Origin of the sequence: Pseudomonas sp. ANT_H4 (genome assembly GCF_008369295.1) — a bacterium.
Lineage (GTDB): Bacteria > Pseudomonadota > Gammaproteobacteria > Pseudomonadales > Pseudomonadaceae > Aquipseudomonas.
The window spans coordinates 338,486-362,911 of record NZ_VOBG01000003.1 but is presented as its reverse complement, the minus strand read 5'-3'; the positions used below and the strand labels follow the sequence as shown (position 1 = coordinate 362,911).

At 61.5% G+C, this 24,426-nt stretch carries 22 protein-coding genes and 1 pseudogene; 18 read left to right on the top strand and 5 right to left on the bottom strand.

What is annotated here, in order from left to right; all coding sequences use genetic code 11:
- Positions 1–3: 3 nt before the first annotated feature.
- From accC to purH, 6 genes are all read left to right on the top strand, one after another.
- Entirely contained in the window at positions 4–1,362 is a 1,359-nt protein-coding gene (accC, locus tag FQ182_RS06240; RefSeq protein WP_149411080.1) for an acetyl-CoA carboxylase biotin carboxylase subunit, read from the top strand.
- 217 nt (positions 1,363–1,579) lie between these two features.
- Positions 1,580–2,458 (top strand): 50S ribosomal protein L11 methyltransferase, encoded by an 879-nt coding sequence (gene prmA / locus FQ182_RS06235; RefSeq protein WP_149411081.1) that lies wholly within the window; start codon positions 1,580–1,582, stop codon positions 2,456–2,458.
- Between the two features lie 30 nt (positions 2,459–2,488).
- Positions 2,489–3,712, top strand: coding sequence for a DUF3426 domain-containing protein (locus FQ182_RS06230; RefSeq protein WP_149411082.1), 1,224 nt, complete (start codon positions 2,489–2,491; stop codon positions 3,710–3,712).
- A 185-nt stretch (positions 3,713–3,897) separates the two neighbouring features.
- A complete protein-coding gene (dusB, locus tag FQ182_RS06220; RefSeq protein WP_149411083.1) occupies positions 3,898–4,911 on the top strand; it encodes a tRNA dihydrouridine synthase DusB in 1,014 nt (337 codons plus the stop codon).
- Positions 4,908–5,228 (top strand): DNA-binding transcriptional regulator Fis, encoded by a 321-nt coding sequence (gene fis, locus FQ182_RS06215; protein ID WP_003186237.1) that lies wholly within the window; start codon positions 4,908–4,910, stop codon positions 5,226–5,228. Before dusB ends, fis begins: the two co-directional genes overlap by 4 nt.
- An 81-nt stretch (positions 5,229–5,309) precedes the next feature.
- Positions 5,310–6,917, top strand: a complete 1,608-nt coding sequence (gene purH, locus FQ182_RS06210) for a bifunctional phosphoribosylaminoimidazolecarboxamide formyltransferase/IMP cyclohydrolase (RefSeq protein ID WP_149411084.1) — start codon at positions 5,310–5,312, stop codon at positions 6,915–6,917.
- Between the two features lie 16 nt (positions 6,918–6,933).
- On the opposite strand, the pseudogene FQ182_RS30650 reads toward purH, so the two are convergent.
- Positions 6,934–7,011: pseudogene (locus tag FQ182_RS30650) on the bottom strand (outer membrane lipoprotein carrier protein LolA); the annotation flags it as partial.
- 68 nt (positions 7,012–7,079) lie between these two features.
- Here FQ182_RS30650 and purD point away from each other — a divergent pair.
- The 3 genes from purD (at position 7,080) to FQ182_RS06195 (ending at position 11,966) form a co-directional block, all read left to right on the top strand.
- A complete protein-coding gene (gene purD, locus FQ182_RS06205) occupies positions 7,080–8,372 on the top strand; it encodes a phosphoribosylamine--glycine ligase (protein WP_149411085.1) in 1,293 nt (430 codons plus the stop codon).
- A 102-nt stretch (positions 8,373–8,474) separates the two neighbouring features.
- Positions 8,475–11,252 (top strand): hybrid sensor histidine kinase/response regulator, encoded by a 2,778-nt coding sequence (locus FQ182_RS06200; RefSeq protein WP_149411086.1) that lies wholly within the window; start codon positions 8,475–8,477, stop codon positions 11,250–11,252.
- A 117-nt stretch (positions 11,253–11,369) separates the two neighbouring features.
- A complete protein-coding gene (locus tag FQ182_RS06195; RefSeq protein ID WP_149411087.1) occupies positions 11,370–11,966 on the top strand; it encodes a MarC family protein in 597 nt (198 codons plus the stop codon).
- A gap of 148 nt (positions 11,967–12,114) precedes the next feature.
- On the opposite strand, the gene cobJ is transcribed toward FQ182_RS06195, so the two are convergent.
- From cobJ to cobG, 4 genes are read right to left on the bottom strand one after another with little or no spacing between them, the layout of a single operon-like run.
- A complete protein-coding gene (cobJ, locus tag FQ182_RS06190; RefSeq protein WP_149411088.1) occupies positions 12,115–13,761 on the bottom strand; it encodes a precorrin-3B C(17)-methyltransferase in 1,647 nt (548 codons plus the stop codon).
- On the bottom strand, positions 13,761–14,492 hold the full coding sequence (locus FQ182_RS06185) for a precorrin-2 C(20)-methyltransferase (protein WP_149411089.1): 732 nt from the start codon (positions 14,490–14,492) through the stop codon (positions 13,761–13,763). The genes cobJ and FQ182_RS06185 overlap by 1 nt, the downstream gene beginning before the upstream one ends.
- The gene (locus FQ182_RS06180) at positions 14,492–15,118 is read right to left on the bottom strand and encodes a precorrin-8X methylmutase (protein ID WP_149411090.1); all 627 of its coding nucleotides are present in this window, start codon (positions 15,116–15,118) and stop codon (positions 14,492–14,494) included. Before FQ182_RS06180 ends, FQ182_RS06185 begins: the two co-directional genes overlap by 1 nt.
- Positions 15,111–16,427 (bottom strand): precorrin-3B synthase, encoded by a 1,317-nt coding sequence (gene cobG, locus FQ182_RS06175; RefSeq protein WP_149411364.1) that lies wholly within the window; start codon positions 16,425–16,427, stop codon positions 15,111–15,113. Before cobG ends, FQ182_RS06180 begins: the two co-directional genes overlap by 8 nt.
- 122 nt (positions 16,428–16,549) lie before the next feature.
- Between cobG and cbiE the strand changes: the two genes are divergently transcribed.
- From cbiE to FQ182_RS06130, 9 genes are all read left to right on the top strand, one after another.
- Positions 16,550–17,755, top strand: coding sequence for a precorrin-6y C5,15-methyltransferase (decarboxylating) subunit CbiE (gene cbiE / locus FQ182_RS06170; protein ID WP_149411091.1), 1,206 nt, complete (start codon positions 16,550–16,552; stop codon positions 17,753–17,755).
- Positions 17,752–18,477, top strand: coding sequence for a cobalt-precorrin-6A reductase (locus FQ182_RS06165; protein WP_149411092.1), 726 nt, complete (start codon positions 17,752–17,754; stop codon positions 18,475–18,477). Before cbiE ends, FQ182_RS06165 begins: the two co-directional genes overlap by 4 nt.
- A 56-nt stretch (positions 18,478–18,533) precedes the next feature.
- Entirely contained in the window at positions 18,534–18,866 is a 333-nt protein-coding gene (locus FQ182_RS06160) for a type II toxin-antitoxin system RelE/ParE family toxin (protein WP_149411093.1), read from the top strand.
- A 5-nt stretch (positions 18,867–18,871) separates the two neighbouring features.
- Positions 18,872–19,195: a DNA-binding protein gene (locus FQ182_RS06155; RefSeq protein ID WP_149411094.1), complete on the top strand. Its 324-nt coding sequence runs from the start codon at positions 18,872–18,874 to the stop codon at positions 19,193–19,195.
- A gap of 103 nt (positions 19,196–19,298) precedes the next feature.
- Positions 19,299–19,694 carry a DUF2946 domain-containing protein gene (locus FQ182_RS06150; protein WP_149411095.1) on the top strand — a complete coding sequence of 132 codons (396 nt, stop codon included), beginning with the start codon at positions 19,299–19,301 and terminating at the stop codon, positions 19,692–19,694.
- A 46-nt stretch (positions 19,695–19,740) separates the two neighbouring features.
- Positions 19,741–20,220, top strand: a complete 480-nt coding sequence (locus tag FQ182_RS06145; protein WP_149411096.1) for a copper chaperone PCu(A)C — start codon at positions 19,741–19,743, stop codon at positions 20,218–20,220.
- 20 nt (positions 20,221–20,240) lie between these two features.
- Positions 20,241–20,654 carry a DUF2946 domain-containing protein gene (locus FQ182_RS06140; protein WP_149411097.1) on the top strand — a complete coding sequence of 138 codons (414 nt, stop codon included), beginning with the start codon at positions 20,241–20,243 and terminating at the stop codon, positions 20,652–20,654.
- Positions 20,655–20,747: 93 nt separating this feature from the next.
- A complete protein-coding gene (locus FQ182_RS06135; protein WP_149411098.1) occupies positions 20,748–22,823 on the top strand; it encodes a TonB-dependent copper receptor in 2,076 nt (691 codons plus the stop codon).
- A gap of 90 nt (positions 22,824–22,913) precedes the next feature.
- The gene (locus FQ182_RS06130; RefSeq protein WP_149411099.1) at positions 22,914–24,275 is read left to right on the top strand and encodes a PepSY domain-containing protein; all 1,362 of its coding nucleotides are present in this window, start codon (positions 22,914–22,916) and stop codon (positions 24,273–24,275) included.
- Positions 24,276–24,426: the final 151 nt, after the last annotated feature.

Genomic DNA, 24,426 nt, shown 5'->3' with positions numbered 1-24,426 from the left:
ACGATGTTGAAACCTGCGAAGCTGGAAAAAGTCCTGATCGCCAACCGCGGCGAAATCGCCCTGCGGATCTTGCGCGCGTGCAAGGAAATGGGTATCAAGACCGTCGCGGTGTACTCGACTGCCGACAAAGAGCTGATGCACCTGGGCCTGGCGGACGAGACGGTTTGCATAGGCCCTGCGCCTGCCAGCCTGTCTTACCTGCACATCCCGGCGATCATCGCAGCAGCTGAAGTGACCGGCGCTACCGCCATTCACCCAGGCTACGGTTTCCTCGCGGAAAACGCCGATTTCGCCGAACAGGTGGAAAAATCCGGTTTTGCCTTCATCGGCCCGAAAGCTGACACCATTCGCCTGATGGGCGACAAGGTTTCGGCCAAGCACGCCATGATCGCTGCCGGCGTGCCGACCGTTCCAGGCTCTGACGGCCCGTTGCCCGAAGACCCGGAAACCGCCCTGCGCATTGGTCGCGAAGTCGGTTACCCGGTGATCATCAAGGCCGCTGGCGGCGGTGGTGGTCGCGGCATGCGTGTGGTGCATCGCGAAGAAGACCTGATTGAAGCAGCCAAGCAGACCCGCGAAGAAGCAGGCGCCTGGTTCAGCAACCCGATGGTCTACCTCGAAAAATACCTGACCAACCCACGTCACGTGGAAGTTCAGGTGCTTTCCGACGGCCAGGGCCACGCCATTCACCTGGGCGACCGCGACTGCTCGCTGCAGCGCCGTCACCAGAAGGTTCTGGAAGAAGCACCGGCACCAGGCCTGGATGAAACCGCTCGTGCAGAAGTCCTGGCGCGCTGCGTCAAGGCGTGCATCGACATCAACTACCGTGGCGCTGGCACCTTCGAGTTCCTCTACGAGAACGGCAGTTTCTACTTCATCGAGATGAACACTCGTGTGCAGGTAGAGCATCCAGTATCGGAAATGGTCACTGGCATCGACATCGTCAAGGAGATGCTCAGCATCGCCGCTGGCAACGCGCTGTCGTTTACCCAGGATGACGTGAAGATCCACGGCCACTCGCTGGAGTGCCGGATCAACGCCGAAGACCCGAAAACCTTTATGCCGAGCCCGGGCATGGTCAAGCACTTCCATGCACCAGGTGGCAACGGCGTTCGCGTCGATTCGCACCTGTACAGCGGCTACAAGGTCCCGTCGAACTACGACTCCCTGATCGGCAAGCTGATCACCTGGGGCTCGACCCGCGACGAAGCCATGGCACGCATGCGCAATGCCCTGGACGAAATCGTGGTTGACGGCATCAAGACCAACATCCCGTTGCATCGGGATCTGGTTCGCGATGAAGGCTTCTGCGAAGGTGGTGTGAACATTCACTACCTGGAACACAAGCTGGCTAATCAGTAAGCGAAGTGATCCACCCAACAAGGCCGCCTTCGGGCGGTTTTGTTGTCTCTGAGGTATCAGAATCAACGCACGATCAATGTGGGAGCCGGGCTTGCCTGTCTCCCACATTGATCTGCGTGTGTCCAGCGGTGTCGTCTTCTGCCCCCACCTCGCGTAAACTGGCGCGCTTCCCGCAGCCCCACCCCGCTGCACACTCATTTTTTCAAAGGTGCCCGCCATGCCTTGGCTGCAAGTCCGTCTCGCCATCAGCCCAGAACAAGCCGAAACCTACGAAGACGCGTTCCTTGAAGTGGGCGCGGTGTCGGTGACCTTCATGGACGCCGAAGATCAACCCATCTTCGAACCCGAGCTGAACACCACCCCGCTGTGGTCCCACACCCATCTGTTGGCGCTGTTCGAAGACGGCACCGAGGCCGCCAGCGTGCTGGCCCATATGGAGCTGTTGACCGGCAGCCCGCTGCCCGAACACCACAGCGAGATCATCGAAGACCAGGACTGGGAACGCAGCTGGATGGACAATTTCCATCCCATGCGTTTCGGCCAGCGCCTGTGGATCGTACCGAGCTGGCACGCCGCCCCCGAGCCTGACGCGGTGAATCTGCTGCTGGACCCTGGCCTGGCATTTGGCACCGGCACCCACCCGACCACCGCCCTGTGCCTGGAATGGCTCGATGGCCAGGACTTGCAGGACTGCAACGTACTGGACTTCGGCTGTGGCTCGGGAATCCTGGCCATCGCTGCCCTGCTGCTGGGCGCGAAGGAAGCGGTCGGTACCGACATCGACGTGCAAGCCCTGGAAGCCTCCCGCGATAACGCCGGGCGTAATAACATCGCCGAAGATAAATTCCCCCTGTACCTGCCGGAGCAACTGCCACAGGTACAGGCCGACGTGCTGGTGGCCAACATTCTGGCCGGCCCACTGGTGTCGCTGGCCCCGCAGCTGTCCAGCCTGGTCAAGCCGGGTGGCCGCCTGGCGCTGTCAGGTATCCTCGCCGAGCAGGGCGAAGACGTCGCCGCCGCTTACGCCCAGGATTTCGAGCTGGACCCGATCGCCAACCGTGACGGCTGGGTACGCATCAGTGGTCGTCGGCGCTAGAATGAGCGCCTGCATGAATCGGATGGCCGCATGACCGACAGTTTCGTCACCCAGTGCCCGCATTGCCACGCCCGCTTTCGCGTAAGCCACGCACAACTGAGCGTGGCCCGCGGCGTGGTTCGTTGTGGCTCTTGCCTGCAAGTGTTTAATGCCGCCCGGCAATTGCTGGAGCAGCGCGCCAGCGCGCCTGAGCCTCAAGCTGCGGCAACGGCAGAAGCAGCACCGCGCGCCGTCAGCCAGAAACAATGGACCGCTGAAGAGCTGGACCTAGACAACCTGGACCTGGACGAAGAACTGGCCAAGCTGGAGCGTCGCGAGATTCAGCACACCCAGCCTCTGGGTGCAGACCGTCGGCAACCAGGCTCCGACCGTCGGCAAAATGAAGATTCCCTCAGCGCCAGCCGCAATACAGCCAACTCTGAAGAAGAACAATGGGCTGCCAGCCTGTTCAGTGATCCGCCTGATGAGCGGACTCCAGCGCCACAAGCGGCGGACAATGAACCTGAACCGGCAAAGGCTGTAGCAGGAAAACCCAAGCGAACCGAACCCTCGATGTCGTCCGACACCCTGGAGTCGGACGATGAGCCAACGCTGCACACCAGAAAAACCGATGACCACTTCGACCCGTCCGAGCCACCGGTAACCGACGAGCCTCAAGAACAGCCGCAGTCACGCCGCAAACGACCCCATCCCGCCGCAAGCGCCCACGATGACATGCTGCAGGAGCTGGAAGACGACCCCCTGCACCTCTACACCCAGAAGCGCCCTTCCGGCTGGGGCCGTCGCCTGCTCTGGATTCTGCTGGTGCTACTGGCCGCTGCCGCCCTGGCCGGCCAATATATTGCCTACCAATTCGACGACCTGGCGCGCCAGGATAAATACCGGCCCTGGTTCCAGGAGCTGTGCCCGAAACTGGGCTGCACCGTGCCTTCCAGGGTCGATATCGCCCACATCAAGAGCAGTAACCTGGTGGTACGCAGCCACCCGGAGTTCGCCGGCGCCCTGGTGGTCGACGCAATCATCTATAACCGTGCGACGTTCTCCCAACCATTTCCGCTGCTGGAGCTACGCTTTGCTGACCTTAACGGGCAGATGATCGCCAGCCGACGCTTCAAACCCGCCGAATACCTCAGCGGCGAGCTGGCGGGCGTGACCGAGATGCCGTCCCAGACTCCGATTCACATCGCCCTGGACATCCTCGATCCCGGCAACAAGGCGGTGAATTACAGCCTGAGCTTCCACTCTCCCGAATGAATCGGCTCAGGCACCAGGGTTTGACGGCAGATTATTGACTACGCCGTTCGCTACCAAACCGGCAGCGATAAGAAAATAACTGTTCAGATTTTATCCAATTCAGCCTTTATCCAGTCATCGAGAGCGGGTATCATGCCAACCCTTTTTCGAACTCTAATGATCCGGCCCCACAACAGGGAAGTCCTATGTCGGCGGTACGCATCGGCCCATACACATTGCACAACGGCTTGATTCTCGCCCCTATGGCGGGCGTCACCGACCAGCCCTTTCGTCAGCTGTGCAAACGACTGGGTGCAGGCCTTGTGGTCTCAGAAATGGTCACCAGCGACATGAGTTTGTGGAATACCCGCAAGTCGCGGATGCGCATGATCCACGAAGGCGATCCCGAGCCCCGCTCGGTACAGATCGCCGGTGGTGATGCGCAAATGCTGGCGGATGCCGCCCGGGCCAACGTCGAGTTGGGGGCGCAGATTATTGATATCAACATGGGCTGCCCGGCAAAAAAAGTCTGCAACAAAGCAGCCGGTTCTGCTTTGCTCAAGGATGAAGCGTTGGTACGCGAGATCCTGCATGCCGTTGTCGCTGCAGTGGATGTGCCGGTCACCCTGAAGATTCGCACCGGGTGGGACCGGGAGAACAAGAACGGCCTGACGGTGGCGAAGATCGCCGAACAGGCCGGCATTACAGCGCTGGCGGTGCATGGCCGCACCCGCGCCGACCTTTATACCGGTGAAGCCGAATACGACACCATTGCCGCGATCAAGCAGGCAGTGTCGATTCCGGTCTTTGCCAACGGCGACATCGACTCGGCCGAGAAAGCCCGGCGCGTGCTGCACGCGACCGGGGCCGACGGTCTGTTGATTGGCCGGGCGGCCCAAGGGCGGCCATGGATTTTTCGTGAAATCGATCATTTTCTGCGTACCGGCGAAATTTTGCCGGCACCGGAGTTGATCGAGGTGGAACGTATTCTGCTAGAGCATCTGGCCGCCCTGCACGTCTTCTACGGAGACGTGATGGGAGTACGCATTGCTCGCAAGCATGTCGGCTGGTATCTCGCAACCTTGCCGGGCGCCAGGGAGTTTCGCGCCCACTTCAATCGTTTGGATGATACGCAAGCACAGGTCGCCAACGTTCGTGAGTTTTTCGCCGAACGTTACAAGAGCCTGGTGACAGGGGACGGAGAAGGGGTGGCCGCATGACGATGATGACCGAGACTTTAGTGAGTGGAACAACACCCGTGAGCGACAACGTCAATTTGAAACAGCACCTCAACACGCCGAGCGAAGAAGGCCAGACCCTTCGCGGGAGTGTCGAGAAGGCGCTGCACAATTATTTCGCCCACCTTGAGGGCGCTGCCGTCACGGACGTGTACAACCTGGTGCTCTCCGAAGTCGAGGCGCCCTTGCTCGAAAGCGTGATGAACTACGTCAAGGGCAACCAGACCAAGGCCAGTGAGCTGCTCGGTCTCAACCGTGGCACGCTGCGCAAGAAACTCAAGCAGTACGATTTGCTGTAAGCATTCAATCAAACCAGAAAGGCGTCCGCGTAAAAACGGTCGCCTTTTTTGCTGACTCCTTTGCTTTTGATGGAAATTGAAATGACCGACCAGACTACCCGCCTGCCGATCCGCCGTGCCTTGATCAGCGTCTCCGACAAGACCGGTATCCTCGAATTTGCCCGGGGGCTGGAAGCCCTGGGCGTGGAGATTCTCTCCACCGGCGGGACCTTCAAACTGCTGCAGGACAACGGCGTGGCCGCAGTGGAAGTGGCGGACTACACCGGTTTCGCAGAAATGATGGACGGTCGGGTCAAGACCCTGCACCCGAAAATCCACGGCGGTATCCTCGGTCGTCGCGGTATCGACGATGCCATCATGACCGAACACGGCATCAAGCCGATCGACTTGGTGGCCGTTAACCTCTACCCGTTCCAATCCACCATCAACAAGCCAGGTTGCGACCTGCCAACCGCCATCGAGAACATCGATATCGGCGGCCCGACCATGGTTCGCTCGGCAGCCAAGAATCACAAGGACGTGGCCATCGTGGTCAACGCCAGCGATTACGGCCAAGTCCTGGAAAGCCTCAAGGCCGGCGGCCTGACCTACGCTCAGCGCTTCGACCTGATGCTCAAGGCCTTCGAACACACCGCTGCCTACGACGGCATGATCGCCAACTACATGGGCACCGTGAACCAGGCCGCCGAATCCCTCTCGACCTCCGATCGCAGCCAGTTCCCGCGCACTTTCAACAGCCAGTTCATCAAGGCCCAGGAAATGCGTTACGGCGAGAACCCGCACCAGAGCGCGGCGTTCTACGTGGAAGCGACGCCTGCCGAAGTCGGCATCGCCACCGCGACCCAACTGCAAGGCAAGGAGCTGTCCTACAACAACGTAGCCGACACCGACGCTGCGCTGGAGTGTGTGAAGAGCTTCGTCAAACCAGCCTGCGTGATCGTCAAGCATGCCAATCCATGCGGCGTGGCCGTGAGCCCGGACGCTGAAGGCGGTATCCGCCAGGCCTATGAGTTGGCCTACGCCACCGACACCGAATCGGCGTTCGGCGGCATCATCGCCTTCAACCGTGAGCTGGACGCCGAAACGGCCAAGGCCATCGTCGAGCGTCAGTTTGTTGAAGTGATCATCGCGCCTTCCGTTAGCGAAGAAGCCCGCGCCATCGTTGCCGCCAAGGCCAACGTGCGCCTGCTGACCTGCGGCGAGTGGTCGACGGACCGTGCCGCTGCCTGGGACTACAAGCGCGTCAACGGCGGCTTGCTGGTACAGAGCCGCGACATCGGCATGATCGGCAGCGAAGACCTCAAGGTAGTGACCAAGCGCGCCCCGACCGAGCAGGAAATCAACGACCTGATTTTCGCCTGGAAAGTGGCCAAGTACGTTAAGTCCAACGCCATCGTCTACGCCAAGAACCGCCAGACCATCGGCGTCGGCGCAGGCCAGATGAGCCGCGTGAACTCCGCGCGCATTGCCGCGATCAAGGCTGAACATGCAGGCTTGCAGGTACAGGGTTCGGTCATGGCATCGGATGCGTTCTTCCCGTTCCGTGATGGCCTGGACAATGCCGCCAAAGCGGGCGTCACTGCGGTGATCCAGCCGGGCGGCTCGATGCGTGATAACGAAGTGATTGCTGCCGCTGATGAAGCTGGCATCGCCATGGTCTTCACCGGCATGCGCCACTTCCGTCACTAACAGCACTGCTTTCACCTGTAGGAGCGAGCTTGCTCGCGAAGAACGATAACGCGCCGCGCTGTTTCAGAGACCCCGCGCTATCGTTAGCCACCATCGCGAGCAAGCTCGCTCCTACAGAAAATCACTGTGTTTCCCAGATTTGCGTCATCCGAGGTTTTTGAAATGAATGTTTTGATCATTGGCAGCGGTGGCCGTGAACACGCTCTGGCCTGGAAAGTTGCCCAGGACCCGCGCATCCAGAAAGTTTTCGTCGCACCCGGCAACGCCGGTACCGCCATTGAAGCCAAGTGCGAAAACGTCGCCATCGACGTATTGGCCCTTGAGCAGTTGGCCGATTTCGCCGAGAAAAACGTCTCCCTGACCATCGTCGGTCCGGAAGTCCCATTGGTAGCCGGCGTCGTGGACCTGTTCCGCGCCCGTGGCCTGGATTGCTTCGGCCCTACCGCCGGCGCCGCCCAGCTGGAAGGTTCGAAAGCCTTCGCCAAGGACTTCCTGGCTCGCCACAAGATCCCGACCGCCGACTACCAGAACTTCACCGAGATCGAGCCAGCCCTGGCTTATCTGCGTGAAAAAGGCGCGCCAATCGTGATCAAGGCCGACGGCCTGGCCGCCGGTAAAGGCGTGATCGTCGCCATGACCCTGACCGAAGCCGAAGACGCTGTGCGCGACATGCTCGCCGGCAACGCCTTTGGTGAGGCCGGTTCGCGCGTGGTGATCGAAGAATTCCTCGACGGCGAAGAAGCCAGCTTTATCGTCATGGTCGACGGCAAGAACGTCCTGCCGATGGCCACCAGCCAAGACCACAAACGCGTCGGCGACGGTGACACTGGCCCGAACACGGGCGGCATGGGTGCCTACTCCCCTGCCCCGGTGGTCACCGCCGAGGTTCACAAGCGTGTGATGGACCTGGTGATCTGGCCGACCGTGCGCGGCATGGCCGACGAAGGCAACGTCTACACCGGCTTCCTGTACGCCGGCTTGATGATCGACAAGGCCGGCAACCCGAAGGTTATCGAGTTCAACTGCCGCTTCGGTGATCCGGAAACCCAACCGGTGATGCTGCGCCTGCAATCGAGCCTGGTGCTGCTGGTGGAGGCTGCCCTCGCCCAAGCCCTGGACAAGGTTGAAGCCCAGTGGGACCCGCGCCCCAGCGTTGGCATTGTGCTGGCGGCCGGCGGTTATCCTGCCGATTACGCCAAGGGCGATGTGATTCAAGGCCTGGACGCAGCGGCTTCTCTGGAAGGTAAAGTGTTCCACGCCGGCACCGCGCTCAAGGATGGCAACGTGGTGACCGCAGGCGGACGCGTATTGTGCGCCACCGCAATGGGCGCCAGTGTCGATGCTGCCCAGCAGCAGGCTTACAAATTGGCAGCTAAAATCAACTGGCAGGGCTGCTTCTACCGCAAGGACATTGGCTATCGCGCCATTGCCCGTGAGCGTGGCGAAGATCAATAACCAGCTAGCCGTTCGGTTAGGCAAGGGCCCTTGGCCCTTGCCGTACTATTGCGGCCCCGCGCATAGTTAAACCCGTGTATCAACCTACGAAGGGATTTCGCCGTGCGCTGGCTCAGGATCGCCATAGGTTTCACTGTCAGCCTGCTGACCCTGCTCTGCATGCTCTCGGCCCAGGCCGCCACGCAAGGCAGTGGCTGGGCCGTATTGCTTGATGAACAGGCCGATCTGCAACTGAGCGACATTCGCTCCCCCCGCTACACCAATCAATTCAGCCCCATCGAACTGGACCGGATCACCGCAGCCGAGCCCAACAGTGCGTTGTGGATACGTTTCAAGCTGCAACCCGGCAAGCACGAGCAAGTGCTGCGGGTCTTCGCGCCAGACCTGGCGCACCTGAACCTGTACGTGCTGGACGGCGACACGCTGGTGGAGCAACTGAACTCCGGCACCCGCCAACCCCAGGCCGAACGCCCGCTGCCCAGCAGCGACTTCATGCTGCCCCTGCCGCAAATCCAGAAGCCTCTGGACGTCTACGTGCGCCTGGTCTCGGAACATGAACTGCGCCCTTACATCACCCTGGAACCGGCGGTCATTGCTGCCGCCAACCAGAATCAGGCGCTGGCGTATGGACTGCTCTTCGGCTGCCTGGTGATGCTGATCCTGCACAACCTAACCCGCTACGCCTACCATCGCTCACGTAGCAGTCTGTGGCTGGCGGCGTGCGAAGGGTTGTTGTTGCTCAGCCTGATGCTGTTGCTCAACCTGCTCGGCCCGTGGCTGCCGAACTGGCACGCGATTCAAACCCCCAGCGCCTACCTGGCCTTGCTGCTGACCGCACCGTGCGGGCTGATGTTCGCCTATCGCTTCTTCTCGCCGCTGGGGCCCCATCCGCTGAACAAGCTGCTGATGGGGGATATCCTGCTGATCATCCTCTGCGGGTTGTTGCTGCTGTTCGTCAACACCCTGCCGCTGAACATCATTACCTACGCGCTGGTGGCGCTGGCCGGCCTGAGCATGTTGTTCGTCTCGGCGTATCACTGGCAGAAAGGCTACCGGCCGGCGCGGCTGTTCATGCTTGCCATGGTGATTTTCAATATAGGCACGCTGATTATCCTGCCAGCATTGCTGGGCCTGACACTGGTGGCACCGCAAGGGTTGATCGTCACCCTGCTCGGTTTTATCTGTATCAGCGGCCTATTGATGAGCCTGGCCCTGGGCGAACGCCAACGCAGCATCGTCGAAGACCGCTTCAGCCTCAGTCGCGACCTGGCCGCCAGCAACGCGGAAATCGCCGCCAAGGCCGAGTTCCTGGCGAAAATCAGCCACGAAATCCGCACCCCCATGAACGGCGTGCTGGGCATGACCGAGCTGCTGCTGGGCACCCCCTTGTCGGTCAAGCAGCGCGACTATGTGCAGACCATCCACACCGCCGGCAACGAGCTGCTGACCCTGATCAACGAGATTCTCGACATATCCAAGCTCGAATCCGGGCAAATCGAACTGGATGACGTGCAGTTCGACCTCAACGCGTTGATCGAAGATTGCCTGAGTATCTTCCGTGCCAAGGCCGAACAGCAGAACGTCGAGCTGATCAGCTTTATCCAGCCTCAGGTACCTCGGGTCGTCAGCGGCGATCCGACGCGCCTGCGCCAGGCGTTGTTGAGCCTGCTGGAAAACGCCCTGCACAAGACCGATGAAGGTGAAGTGCTGATCGTTGTCGCCCTGGATGAACGCAGCAGCAAACCGCGCCTGCGCATTGCCGTACAGGACAGCGGCCTGCCGATGGAGCCCGCCGAGCGCGACGCCCTGCTGCACAGCGAACTGCACAGCAAGAATTTCCTCTCTGCCACACGCTTGAGCGGCCACCTGGGCCTGGTTATCGCCCGTCAGTTGATCCTGTTGATGCACGGCGAGTTCGGTATCAAGAGTGGCAGCCAACAGGGCAGCACCTTGTGGCTGACCTTGCCGCTGGATCCGGAACGCCTGGAACACCCGACCTCGGACCTCGACGGCCCGCTCCAGGGCGCACGGGTACTGGTGGTAGACGACAACGACACCTGCCGCAAGGTGCTGGTGCAGCAATGCACGGCCTGGGGCCTGAATGTCAGCGCCGTACCGTCGGGTAAGGAAGCCCTGGCCCTGCTGCGCACCAAGGCGCACCTGCGAGACTACTTCGACGTGGTCCTGCTGGACCAGAACATGCCCGGCATGACCGGCATGCAGTTGGCGGCGAAGATCAAGGAAGACCCAAGCCTGAACCACGACATCCTGCTGATCATGCTCACCGGCATCAGCAATGCGCCGAGCAAGATCATCGCGCGCAACTGCGGGATCAAACGCATCCTGGCCAAGCCGGTGGCCGGCTATACCCTCAAGACCACCCTGGCCGACGAACTGACCCAGCGCAGCAAAGGCATCACCCAACCGCGCCAGGCGGCCCCGAGCGCACCGACAGCGGTGACGGTGCCCAGCGACTTCCGCATCCTGGTGGCCGAAGACAACAGCATCTCCACCAAGGTGATTCGCGGCATGCTCGGCAAGCTCAACCTGCAGCCGGACACGGCCAGCAACGGCGAAGAAGCGTTGCAAGCGATGAAGGCCCAGCGTTACGACCTAGTGCTGATGGACTGTGAGATGCCGATCCTCGACGGCTTCTCCGCCACCCAGCAATTGCGGGTTTGGGAAGTCAGCAACCAGCGCATCCGCACGCCGGTGGTGGCGCTTACGGCGCACATTCTTTCGGAACATAAAGAGCGTGCACGCCAGGCCGGGATGGACGGGCACATGGCCAAGCCGGTGGAGCTGTCGCAACTGCGCGAGCTGGTGGAGTACTGGGTGGCGCGGCGCGCACAACGGCCTGAGCACGTCCCTACGTCCTGAGGCCATTGGCCTGGCGAGTTTGTTTTTGTGGCGAGCGGGCTTGTCGGATCGCCACAGGACAAGCAGCCTTCATCGCGGGTAAACTCACGCTCGCCCCCTTCGTTGTGAGCTCCCACCATGCTCCACGTGTTGTTCAGTGTTTATTTGAAGATGCTGGTGCTGTACAGCCCCTTCTTCGTACTGTCCTGCTTTATCAGCCTGACCCGTGGTTACTCCAGCAAGGAGCGCCGGCGCCTGGCCTGGAAGGTGGGACTGGCGACCCTGGTGTCGAGTGTCCTGCTCTATCTGTTCGGGCGGGTGATTTTCAGCGTGTTCGGCATCACCGTGGATGCCTTTCGTATCGGCGCCGGCAGCGTGCTGTTCATCTCGGCCCTGGGTATGGCCCAGGGTAAATCAGCAGTGCAGACCGACAACGTGCAGCAGGACGTGACCATCGTCCCGCTGACCATCCCGCTGACGGTCGGCCCCGGCACTATCGGTGCGTTGCTGGTGATGGGTGTCAGCCAACCCCATTGGGATGACAAGATCACCGCCATCCTCAGCATTGCCCTGGCCAGCCTCACTGTGGGCGTGGTGCTTTACCTGTCCAACCGTATCGAAAGTATCCTCGGCGATCAGGGCTTGCAGATTGTCAGCCGGCTGATGGGTTTATTTGTATGCGCGCTGGCGGCGCAGATCATCTTTACCGGCGTGCGCGGTTATCTGGTGCCCTAGACTAATAACGGTACCGACCTTCTCTTCAACAAGAAGAGAAATGTCCTCGACAAGCAGTCGTTATAACCACGTTGAAAGCAGAATCGGCTTTCGTCGGACACTTGTTTTTCCGTCACTTCAGCGGCCCCATTGCGGGGCCGCTGTTGTTTCAGGAGAGCGGTTTTTCGCCATACCAGCGCGGCGTGTACACCCATTCGCCGCCACCCGCCCGTGGGAACGTGCATGTAGTGGACGAGCCAATCAGCACCATGGTGCGCATGTCCACCTGGTCCGGCGTCAGTTGCCCAAGGGTGGTGGTGCGCAGGGTCTGGCCCGGACGACCAATGTCGCGGCCCAACACCACAGGCGTCTCGGCCATACGATGCTGCGCGACGATCTCCAGGGCGCGGCCCAACTGCCAAGGCCGGGCACGGGAGATCGGGTTGTAGAACGCCAGGGCCAGGTCGGCCTGGGCTGCTAGGTCCAGGCGTTTCTCGATGATCGACCAAGGCTTGAGATTGTCCGACAGCGACATCACGCAGAAGTCATGCCCCAGCGGCGCACCCGCCTGAGCGGCCGTGGCCAGCGAGGCCGAAACGCCCGGCAGGATCTCCAGGTCGACACGCTGCCATGCCGGGTCGCTGGATTCGTGCAAGGCTTCCAGCACCGCAGCGGCCATGGCGAACACGCCGGGGTCGCCGGACGACACCACCACCACCGAACGCCCCTGGGCCGCCAGTTCAAAGGCATGGCGCGCGCGCTGCATTTCTTCACGGTTGTCGGTGCAGTGCTGGATCTGGTCGGCCCGAAACGGCCCGGCCATGCGCACGTAGGTTTCGTAGCCCAGCACATCGGTGCAGCGGGCCAGCTCGGCCTTGACCGCTGGCACCATCAGCTCGGCAGCGCCGGGGCCCAGGCCGATCACAGCCAAGCGGCCACGGGGACGGCCGATGAGCGACAGGTCCAAAGGTTCGTCGGCCACCGTGATGACGATGTCGGCATTCGTCACCACGTCGGCGAAGCGCAGTGGCACGGCAAGTTCCATCGCCGCTTCATGCAGTTCGGGATTGGCCATGTCGCTGTCACTGGCCAGCAGGCACGCCAGGGACTGCACGGCAATCCTGGCCTCTTGCAAGGCAACACGAATACGCGAAGCCAACCCCGTTCCCGGACGGCACGTTACCCACACACTCTTCGGATAGATCAGCAGCTCATTGGCCGCAGGCGCGCGCTCGGCACTGCCCACATGAATCGCCAGGTGCGCCTGCTGATCCTGCACCAGGTTAGCCTGGTCCAGCCAGGGCGCCACGCCTTCGATGCGTACGCTTTCACCGGCCAGTAGGTCAGAGACAAAACGCTTGCCCAATTCGAGATCAGCGAGCTGATAGCCGCTGGGCGGATTGAGCAGGCACGTACCAAAACGCAGTTCACCACTGGTGGTGATCGCAGCGGCAACCCCCAATGCCGCAGCGATTTCCCGCGCCAGCCCATTCACCCCGCCCAGGCCGCCGAGCAGCGGCACGACGGCGCTGCCATCCTCGGCCACGGCCAGCACCGCCGGTTCCTCGCCTTTTTCCAGCAGCAACGGCGCCAGGGTGCGGATGACAATCCCAGCGGCGCACAGGGCGATAATGGGCGTGCCCTGCTGGTAGAGCTGGCGCAGCGTAGCGCCGAATTCGCTGTACAACCGGTCGGCGCCATCAACCCGCTCGGCCAGGCCGTGGATCAACGCGTCAGGGTACAACTTCTGAATGTTACGAGCAGTGGCGAGGCTGCCATTGCCCAGAATGACAATCGCGGGCGCGGGACGAGTCATCAGCCTTGCCACCTTTCACCGGGAACGATGATCAACGAGAAGTACGGCGAAGACATCGGTTCGACCTGATCCAGGGCGACGATTTTCTGGTTGGCCATGGTCGCACGCTCGACATACAGCGCCCGCCCGGCCAGACCCAACTCTTCCAGCACCTGACGCACCTTGGTGAAGTTGCGCCCCAGCTTCATGATCACCGCCGCATCGGCATCCGCCAGGCGACGCTTGAGTTCGTCATGGGGCAACACGCCAGAGAGCACTGAGAGGCTCTGATTGCGATACACCAGCGGCGCGCTGAGCACCGACGCACCACCGAGCATCGAGCACACGCCCGGGACGACCTGGGCGTCGTAGCGCTCGGCAAGGCGGTCGTGCAAATACATGTAGGAGCCGTAGAAGAACGGGTCGCCTTCACAGATCACTGCCACGTCGCGCCCCGCATCCAGGTGCGCGGCTACCTTAACGCTGGCGTCGTCATAGAAGTCACTGATCACTTGCTCATAGGACAACGGTGCAGGCAAGGCTTCGGTGGTCACGGGATAAACCAGCGGCATCAGGGTCTGCTCAGCTACCAGATGCTCTTCGATAATGCCGAAGGCGTTGCCCTTCTTGCCCTTGGCGACGAAGTACGCCACCACCGGCGATTCGCGCAACAGGCGCAGGGCCTTGAGGGTAATTAGTTCCGGATCACCGGGGCCAACGCCCAGGCCAATCAAACGTCCGCGTGCCTGCATTATTCGATCTCCGTGGCCAGGGCGTTGACGGCAGCAGCCGCCATGGCGCTGCCGCCCAGACGGCCTTGCATGATCACAAACGGCACGCCACGACTGTCAGCGGCAAGCATGGCCTTGGACTCAGCGGCGCCGACAAATCCCACCGGAAAACCGAGGATCAGCGCAGGCTTTGGCGCACCCGCGTCGAGCATTTCCAGCAGGTAGAACAAGGCGGTGGGCGCATTGCCAATCACCACCACGCTGCCTTCCAGATGCGGGCGCCACAGTTCAAGGGCGGCGGCGGAGCGGGTGTTGCCCAGTTCCTGCGCCAGGGCCGCTACGCTGTCATCGCGCAGGGTGCAGATCACCTGATTGTTGGCCGGCAGGCGGGTACGGGTCACGCCTTCGGACACCATCCGCGCATCACACAAGATCGGCGCACCCGCGGCCAGGGCTTCGCGGCCAGCCTTGCCGGCACCTTCAGAGAACTGCAAACCGTCGATGGCCTCGACCATGCCGCAGGCATGAATCACCCGCACGGCCAGTTTTTCCAGGTCGGCCGGGATGCGATCCAACTTGGCCTCTGCGCGAATGATCGCAAAGGAGTTGCGATAGATCTCCTGACCGTCGCGGATGTAATCAATCATCGGTGTTGCTCCGTGGGCGGGCGCGCAGCAGGGCGCCCGTCGCTTCAATAGAAAGAGTGCGCGCGTGCAGGCGGCCGAAACCCGGCTGGCCTGCTTCGCGAAAATAGAGGTCGTAATGACCGGGGCTTACCGCCAGCAACGTGACCGGCGCGGTGTGGGCAGCAGCGCAGGAGCGTGGGCAGCCTGACAAGTGAACATTCAGCACGTGACCACTGGTTTGCAGCAGCGTCGCCAGGTACAGGGCGTCGGCCTTGGTGTCGGCCAGGCCTTTGCCACAGCCGCTGGAGCCAGTACAGGCGATCATCCGCGCCAGGGCCAGGTCTGCCGAACAGAGGAAGCCCAGTTGCGCCAGGCTCTCGCTGACGACAGCGGCATCTTGTGCCCGCAAATTGGGCAGCAGCACGCCTTGCCACGGGGTAAGACGCAGGCTGCCATCGCCATAGGCAGCGGCCAACTGCGCGGCGCCCTGGAGCATATTCGAATCCAGGCGCCCCAAAGGTGCGACAGCGACGACATGGACCCGGTTTTTTTGACGCTGTGGATAAGTTCCCACGTGCAGCGCTGCCTGGCCGAGGCGGCGGGAAAAGCCGTCGACAGCCCGCAAAGGCACACTCAAACGCGTCGCCAGTTGCCCCATGAAGTTATCCACAGGCGTTTCGGCCAACAGGTGACGCATGCGGATCTGTTCGGGGCGGGCCAGGTCGAGAAACAGCTCCAACACCGCCACCACAAGTGCATGCCCTTGGGCCAGCGGTACGGCGGCCAGTGGCGCATCATGGCCAGGGCAACCAGCCAGACCGAAGGCCAGCAGCGTCTGACCGTCAACGTTCCAGGCCGACAACCACAGGTCATGGTGGTGTTCGAGCATTGCCAGCGCTTCGCCGCCGTCCAGTTGCACGGCGAACTTGGCCGACAACTCATGCAAACGCGGGTGGGTTTGCAGGGTGGCAAGTATCTGGTCCGCCAAGGGCCGGGTGTCGAACAGCATGTCCCGGTCGATGCCAGCGCTGGGGCTGAGCATCACGTTGCGCACATCATCACCGGCGGCGGTGGTCGGTCCCAGGCCAGCGGCCAGCAGACAGGCGATCAGCGCGTCGTGTTCGGCGCCGATCCCGCGAATCTGCAAGTTGGCGCGGTTGGTTGCCTCGATCACTCCACCGGCATAGGTCCGGGCCGCGTCCGCCACGGCCACCGCCTGTTCGGCGCGAATAGTACCGCCCGCCAACTTGATCCGGCAGATCCCGCCATCCAGTGCCTGGACAATACGCAGCAGCCCCGGACAAGCCGAGGGGCGTAGGGTGCTGGACAGTGGGAATGGCTTCACGGGGCTACTCAACGGGCTACCGGTTCACAGGTAAAGGCGCGGTATTATGCCTGCTTTGTCCGACAGCATGAAAAGCCTGCCCGTCGGATGTCGTTCAAGGAATCAATATGTCGCCCTGGCTGACGGTAGTAGGCATCGGTGAAGACGGCTTCAAAGGCCTGGGCAGGAATGCCCGGCACGCTCTGCTGCACGCCTCCAGGATCATTGGCGGCCAGCGCCAGCTGGACTTGTTACCGGCGTGCATTCGCAGTGAACGAGAGCTGTGGCCCAGCCCGTTTTCCCTCGAACCGCTGTTGGCCCGGCGTGGTGAACCGGTGTGTGTGCTGGCCAGCGGTGACCCGATGTTTTACGGCGTCGGCGCCAGTCTGGCACGGCAAGTGGCGGCCAATGAGCTGCTGATCCTGCCGGCGCCCTCCTCTGTTTCGCTGGCGGCGGCGCGCCTGGGTTGGCCGTTGCAGGATGTGCTGACGTTGTCGGTGGTCGCCCGCCCGTTGGCTGCGCTCAATGCCCAGCTGTCCAGCGGAGTGCGCTTACTGGTGCTGAGCAACGACGGCCAGAGCCCGGCGGCCATCGCGGCCTTGTTGTGTTCAAGTGGTTTCGGCCCGAGTCGTTTAAGTGTGTTCGAGCACCTGGGTGGCGCGGATGAACGTCGCATCGACGGCATTGCCGAGGATTGGCAAGACTCGCCGTTTGCCGCGTTGAACCTGGTAGCCATCGACTGCCTGGCTGCACCGGGTACGGCACGTCTGTCACGGTTGGCTGGGTTGCCAGACGCCGCTTTCAGGCACGACGGCCAACTGACCAAGCGCGACGTGCGCGCCATGACCCTGGCTCGTCTCGCGCCCACTCCCGGCGAACTGCTGTGGGACGTCGGCGCCGGCAGCGGCTCCATCGGCATCGAATGGATGCGCACACACCCCAGCTGTCGGGCGCTGGCCATCGAAGCAAACGAAGGCCGTCAACTTTTGATCGAACATAACCGCGATGCCCTCGGCGTGCCGGGCCTGCAATTGATTCGCGGCAGCGCGCCTCAAGCCCTCGAAGGCCTTGAAGCACCCGACGCCATCTTCATCGGCGGCGGCGTGACCCGCGCCGGCGTGCTGGACACCTGCTGGCAACACCTGCGCCCCGGTGGCCGGCTTGTCGCCAACGCCGTCACCCTGCAAAGCGAAATGACCCTGATGGCCTGGCGCGAACAACACGGCGGTGAACTGACCCGCATCCATGTTGCCCAGGCCCAGCCTTTGGGTGACTTCGACACATGGCGCCAGGCACTGCCGATCACCTTGCTGGAAGTGATCAAACCACAATGAAGCGCATCCTCCTGCTGGGCGGCGTCACTGAAGCCCTGGCCATCGCTCGCACCCTCGGCCCGCAGCATATCTACAGCCTGGCCGGCATCGGCCGGGTGCCCACCGACCTCACCTGCCAGGTTCGCGTCGGCGGCTACGGTGGCGCTGAAGGCCTGGCGCAATTTATCCGCGACCAAGGCATCGACCTGCTGCTGGACGCAACCCATCCCTACGCCGCGCAGATCAGCCAGAACGCTGCTCGTGCGGCGCAACTGTGTGCCATTCCCTGCTGGGCCTTGCGCCGCCCGGCGTGGCAGCCGCAGGCCGGTGATGACTGGAGGGAAGTCGGCGACTGGGCCGAGCTGATCGTCGCGCTGAAGCCCTTCAAGCGCCCACTGTTCACCCTGGGCCGCGAACCGCTGCAACACCTCGACGAAATCCCCGCCGAGCAGTTCTGGACCTTGCGGGCGCTGGATAGGTATCCCGGCAACAAACGCTGCGAAGTGATCGGCGCACGAGGGCCGTTTTTGATCGAGGCTGAACGGGCCTTGTTCGAACGCAGGCAGATTGATGTGCTGATCAGCAAGAACAGCGGCAGCAGTGCGACCGAACCGAAGCTGGAAGTGGCGCGCGAGCGTGGGGTGCCGGTGTTGGTGTTGAAGCGGCCGGTGTTGGTGGGGGTGGATCGGGAGTTTTTGTCGCTGGAAGAAACACTCGCTGCGTTGGAAAACTTCGCCCGATAAGTCAGGATCATTCGCTTGCTTGAATAGTAACCTATTTGTTACCTTCAGGGTCGCCAATGATCGAGATCGAAGAATACCAACGTGAAAACCAGATCAGCCCGTTCGGTCAATGGTTCTCTTTCTTGAGTGTGCAGGCGGCACTTAAGGTTTCAAACGCATTGGTTTGGCTTGAAATGGGCAATACCAGCAATATCAAATGGTTCGATGGGCTCGGTGAATACCGCATTAACTGGGGGCCGGGTTACCGGATTTATCTGATACAGGAAGGCCATCGGCTGATCATCCTGTTTGGTGGTGGCGACAAGTCCAGCCAAAAAAGAGATATCAAAGCAGCAAAGTCGCTGATCAACGAGTATCAGCGTTGCAAAAAATCGGAACACCAGAGGTAGCCGACATGGCGCTCACCCGCAGTTATAAACACACCATTGCCGAACGCGCGCAGCGTGATCCTGAATTTGCCCAAGCTCTTCTGGATGAGGCTGCTACGCTATTTCTCAACGGCGAACCAGAAATCTCGCGCGTGATCCTGCGTGATTTGGTCAATGCCACAGTTGGCTTCGAAGGCTTGGCGAAAGAGACAGCAAAACCCAGTAAAAGCCTTCATCGCATGCTTTCAGCCAAAGGCAATCCAAGCATGGACAATCTGGCTGCGATATTCGCAGTGGTCAGGAAGGCGTTAGGCGTCGATATGCAAGTTCATGGAGTGCCTGCGGCCTAGCCTGATAGCCCTGCGACACCAAACCGCACACCCGGTTTTTACTTATCCACCCCGATCAGGCTAAATACTCATCTGATCGTTTAAACCCTACGGATTGTCCGCCATGGCCCGTCAACGCTTTGCATTTGCCTGGATCGCCTGTTTTGCAGTGCTGTTCAATGCGTTTGCCATGCCGATGGCCGGGGCGATGCAGCAAGCCAAGAGCCCTGGCGAACAATTGCTGTGGGGCAGCTTCTGCTCCTCAAGCGGTACCAAGCTGGTGGCGATTTCCCTGGGAACGCTGGAGCAAGAAGCGCCGCAGCAGGACGACCACTCCACCATGCAGCATTGCTGGTACTGTTCGGGCTCGGCGCCGTTGGTGGCGCTGCCGGGGCATGTGCCGCAGTTGTATGTCACTCGATTCGACGCCGCGCAGAGCCTGCCGCTGTCGTCCCTGCAATCCCCCACGCCGCGCCAGCAATGGCCAAGCCTTAATCCCCGCGCCTCTCCGACGGTCTGATCACTTCGCAATTGACCTGCGTTTTGAACCGTTCTGGAGAATTGCCATGCTTAAATCTTCCCTGCTCCTGGCTGCGTTGTTGCTGCCGGTGTGTGCCGCCAATGCCGATGACTACAAGGCCGGCGACCTTCTTGTGAGCGATCCCTGGTCACAGGAACTGCCACCCAACGCGCCGACTGTCGCGGCGTATTTTGTGATTCATAACCAGGGCGACAAACCTGATCGCCTGCTCAGCGTCGACACGCCAGTGGCGGCCAAGGCCGAACTGCATGAGCATGTGATGCAGGGCGACTTGATGAAAATGCAGTTGGTGCCCAGCGTCGCCGTTCCGGCGGGAGGGGATCTGACGTTCGCCCCCATGGCCTACCACGTGATGCTGCTGGGCCTGAAGGACCGCAGTGTCTTGCAAGACGGCAAGCATTTCCCGCTGACCCTGAACTTCGAAAACGCAGGGCCGGTAAACGTACAAGTGTCGGTGCAAAAAGTGCCGCCGATGGCCGCCCACGAGCACATGCACGCCCAGTAACCACCCAAGGCCTACCCCATATGGGTGCTCCGCACAGCAGGTTGTCCACCAAGCCCGTAAGCCTTGCTCGCGGCAGTTGGATCAGCCTGTTTGCCATGCTGATGATCTTTATCGGACCGCTGATTTCCCAAGCGATGCCGATGGATCATCACGCCGGCATGTCCATGCCGATGAGCATGGACGCCAGTTGCCATGGCGAACCTCAACACTCGCCCGAACACGGTAAGCCTCCCACTGCCGACCCTGTACTGTGGGAAAAATGCGGCTATTGCAGCCTACTGTTCAGTTGCCCGGCCCTGCCTGGCAGCGTGTCCTTCGTCGCCCTCGGCGCCCCGCCCCCCGCTAACGCCATCACCCCTTCCCCGCGCCTGGGCCATGCCCGGCAGAGCATTTTCCCCGGCGCCCGCAGCCGCGCACCGCCCATCGCCTCGTAAACACCCACACCCTAAAACCACGCCCGGCCGACTTTAGACAGACAGCCGCAGGCTGCTGGCCGTGTTGTTTACGATTGATAGATGGAATTTTTTATGTCCAGGTTTTCTGCTGACACCCGTATGGGATGTACCCCCGTTCTTGCCGTTCTGTGTGGCGCACTGCTGGCGCCACAGGCTCACGCCGACGACCACGCCGAGCACAACAATGAGCTGAGCCCGACGGTAATCACCGCCATCGCCCCCAGCTCACCGCTGACGATCATCACCAACCCCAAGGACCCACGCCAACCGGTGCCGGCCAGTGATGGCGGTGACTATCTCAAGACCATCCCCGGCTTCGCCCTGGTGCGCAACGGCGGCACCAACGGCGACCCGGTACTGCGAGGCATGTTCGGCTCGCGCCTGAATATCCTCACCAACGGCAGCATGATGCTCGGCGCCTGCCCTGGGCGAATGGATGCGCCGACCTCCTACATCTCCCCGGAAACCTACGACAAGCTGACGGTAATCAAAGGCCCGCAAACCGTACTCTGGGGCCCCGGCGCCTCGGCGGGCACGGTGCTGTTCGACCGCGAGCCGGAGCAGTTCGGCGAGTTGGGCACGCGGGTCAACGCCAGTGTGCTGGCCGGTTCCAACGGGCGTTTCGATAAAGTCATCGACGCTGCCGCCGGCGGCTCTTTGGGCTATGTCCGGGTGATCGGTAACCAGGCCCACGCCGACGACTACAAGGACGGCAACAACGACACCGTTGCCTCGCGCTACGACAAGTGGAACGGTGACGTCGCCCTCGGCTGGACCCCGGACGCCGACACCCTGCTGGAGTTGACCGCCGGCCGTGGCGATGGCGAAGCTCGCTACGCCGGGCGCGGCATGGACGGCTCGCAATTCCTGCGCGAAAGCCTGGGCCTGCGCTTCGAGAAATCCAACATCGGCGAGGTGCTGGACAAGGTCGAGGCCCAGGTCTACTACAACTACGCCGACCATGTGATGGACAACTACAGCCTGCGCACCCCGTCGGGCACCGGGATGATGGCAGGTCCCATGGCTTCCAACGTCGACCGCCGCACCCTCGGCGCGCGGATCAAGGCCACCTGGCGATGGGCTGATGTGCAACTGATCAGCGGCATCGACGCGCAGACCAACGAACATCGCCAGCGCAGCGGCATGGGTATCGATACCTACAAGGACGTGCCGCGCAACAAGGACGCCGACTTCCACAACTACGGCGTGTTCGGCGAGCTGACCTGGTACGCCGCCGACAATGACCGCTTGATCACCGGCGCCCGCCTGGACCGCGCCTCGGCCAAGGATTTTCGCCAGAGCACCGGCTCCGGTATGACGGCTCGGGCCAATCCCACCGCCAACAACACCCGCGCCGACACGCTGCCTTCCGGCTTCGTGCGTTATGAACACGACCTGGCCAACAGCCCTACCACGCTGTACGCAGGCCTCGGCCACGCTGAACGTTTCCCCGATTACTGGGAGTTATTTTCCCCAAAATCAGGACCATCGGGCTCGGTGAATGCCTTCGACGCGGTCAAACCGGAAAAAACCACCCAGCTGGACTTCGGCCTGCAATACAAAACCGCTGATCTGGAGGCCTGGGCTTCGGGCTATGTCGGCCAGGTGCGCGACTATATTTTGTTCAATTACACCCCAGGGATGATGGGCACTACTTCCCAGGCACAGAACATCGATGCACGAATCATGGGCGGCGAATTGGGCGTGGCGTACAAACTCACCTCCAACTGGAAAGCCGACGCCACTCTCGCCTATGCCTGGGGAAAAAACAGCAGCGACGGCAAGGCCCTGCCGCAAATGCCACCGCTGGATGCCCGCTTCGGCCTGACCTACAGCGAGGACAACTGGAGCGCCGGCGCTCTGTGGCGAGTAGTCGCGGAGCAAAACCGCATCGACCAGAACAAGGGCAACGTGGTCGGCAAGGACTTCGACAAGAGTTCGGGCTTTGGCGTGGTCTCCCTGAACGCGGCGTATCGCATCAATAAAAACTTCAAGGTCAGCACCGGCGTCGACAATCTGTTCGGCAAAGCCTACGCCGAGCACCTGAACCTGGCCGGCAACGCCGGGTTCGGCTACCCAGCCAATGACCCGCAAGCCATCAACGAACCGGGGCGCACGCTCTGGACCAAGGTGGATATGAGTTTCTGACAGCGAACACTACTGTTGTGGCGAGCCTGCTTGCCACAACAAATAATTTGATCGGCCAGATAAATAACAAGCCTTGCGGAGCAACCCCTGATGAACCCTCCAAAGATTTCCTTCTACAACCTGGCCTGGCGCTGGCATTTCTACGCCGGGCTGTTTGTCGCCCCCTTCATGGTGCTGCTGGCTGTAACCGGCATCATCTACCTGTTCAAACCCCAGCTCGACCCACTGATGTATGGCGACTTGCTCAAGGTGCAAAGCGCCGAGTATGTACTGAGCGCCGATGAACAACTGCAACGAGCCAAGGCGGCCTATCCCCAGGGCACCATCAGCAAATATCTGCCGCCGGTAGACGCCACCAGCAGCGCGCAATTTGTCGTGCTCAACGAAGGTCACGAGGTGACGGTATTCGTCGACCCTTATCGCGGGACAGTGCTGGGCGAGCAGGACGCGAAAAGCAACCTGCAAGCCATCGCCCGCGCGCTTCACGGCGAGCTGATGATCGGCACCGTGGGCGACCGCCTGGTAGAGCTGGCGGCCGGTTGGGGCGTGATGCTGGTGGTCTCGGGCCTGTACCTGTGGTGGCCGCACGGCAAATCGCCGGCCGGGATCTTGTGGCCACGTTTGGGCAGTCGCGGACGGCTGTTCTGGCGCGACTTGCATGCAGTCACCGGTTTCTGGGGCGCAGCGTTTTTGCTGGTGATGATCCTTAGCGGCATGACCTGGACCGGCTTCTGGGGCAAGCAATACGCCGACCTGTGGAACCGCTTCCCGGCGGCGATGTGGAACAACGTGCCGCAGTCCGACCAACAAGCGCGCATCCTCAATACCGCCACACAACAGACCGTGCCCTGGGCCATGGAAAACACGCCGATGCCGATGTCCGGCGATCATGCCGAACACATGAACCACGCTGGCATGAGCACCGGCCCGGCAGCGCCAAGCCTGCGTCTGCAACAGCTCGTGGACCTGGCCACCGCCCGCAAGGTTGAACCGGGCTACAGCATCACCTTCCCCACCACCGCCGAGGGCGTATTCACCATCGCGGTGTTCTCCAACGACCCGCGCAACGACGCCACCCTGCATGTCGACCAATACACCGGCAAGGTCCTGGCCGATGTGCGCTGGGAACACTACAACACCGTAGCTCGGGCCACTGAAACCGCAGTGATGCTCCACGAAGGCAAGATGTTCGGCGTGGTCAATCAGATTCTGGTGCTGCTGGTCTGCCTGATGATTCTGCTGAGTGCGGTCAGCGGCGTAGTGATCTGGTGGAAGCGCCGGCCACAGGGCGGCCTCGGGGTTCCGCCGTTGCGCCATGACCTGCCGAAGTGGAAAACCGCCATGGTGATCATGCTGGGCCTGGCGATTATCTTTCCCCTGGTGGGGGCGTCTCTGATCGTGGTCTGGGTATTGGATCGCCTGGTGCTGGCGCGCTTTTTTGCGCCAGAGTGAATCTGCTTCACCTTCGCCATGAAGCAGTCGAGACGCCCTACATAGAAGCACTGTGTAGTCTTACGCAGGCTTTCGCCCCCTACGCAACAAGTGTTAACTTATAACACTTGCTGCGTGATCTCCGCTCGCCAAAAAAATCTGTCTTGAATGT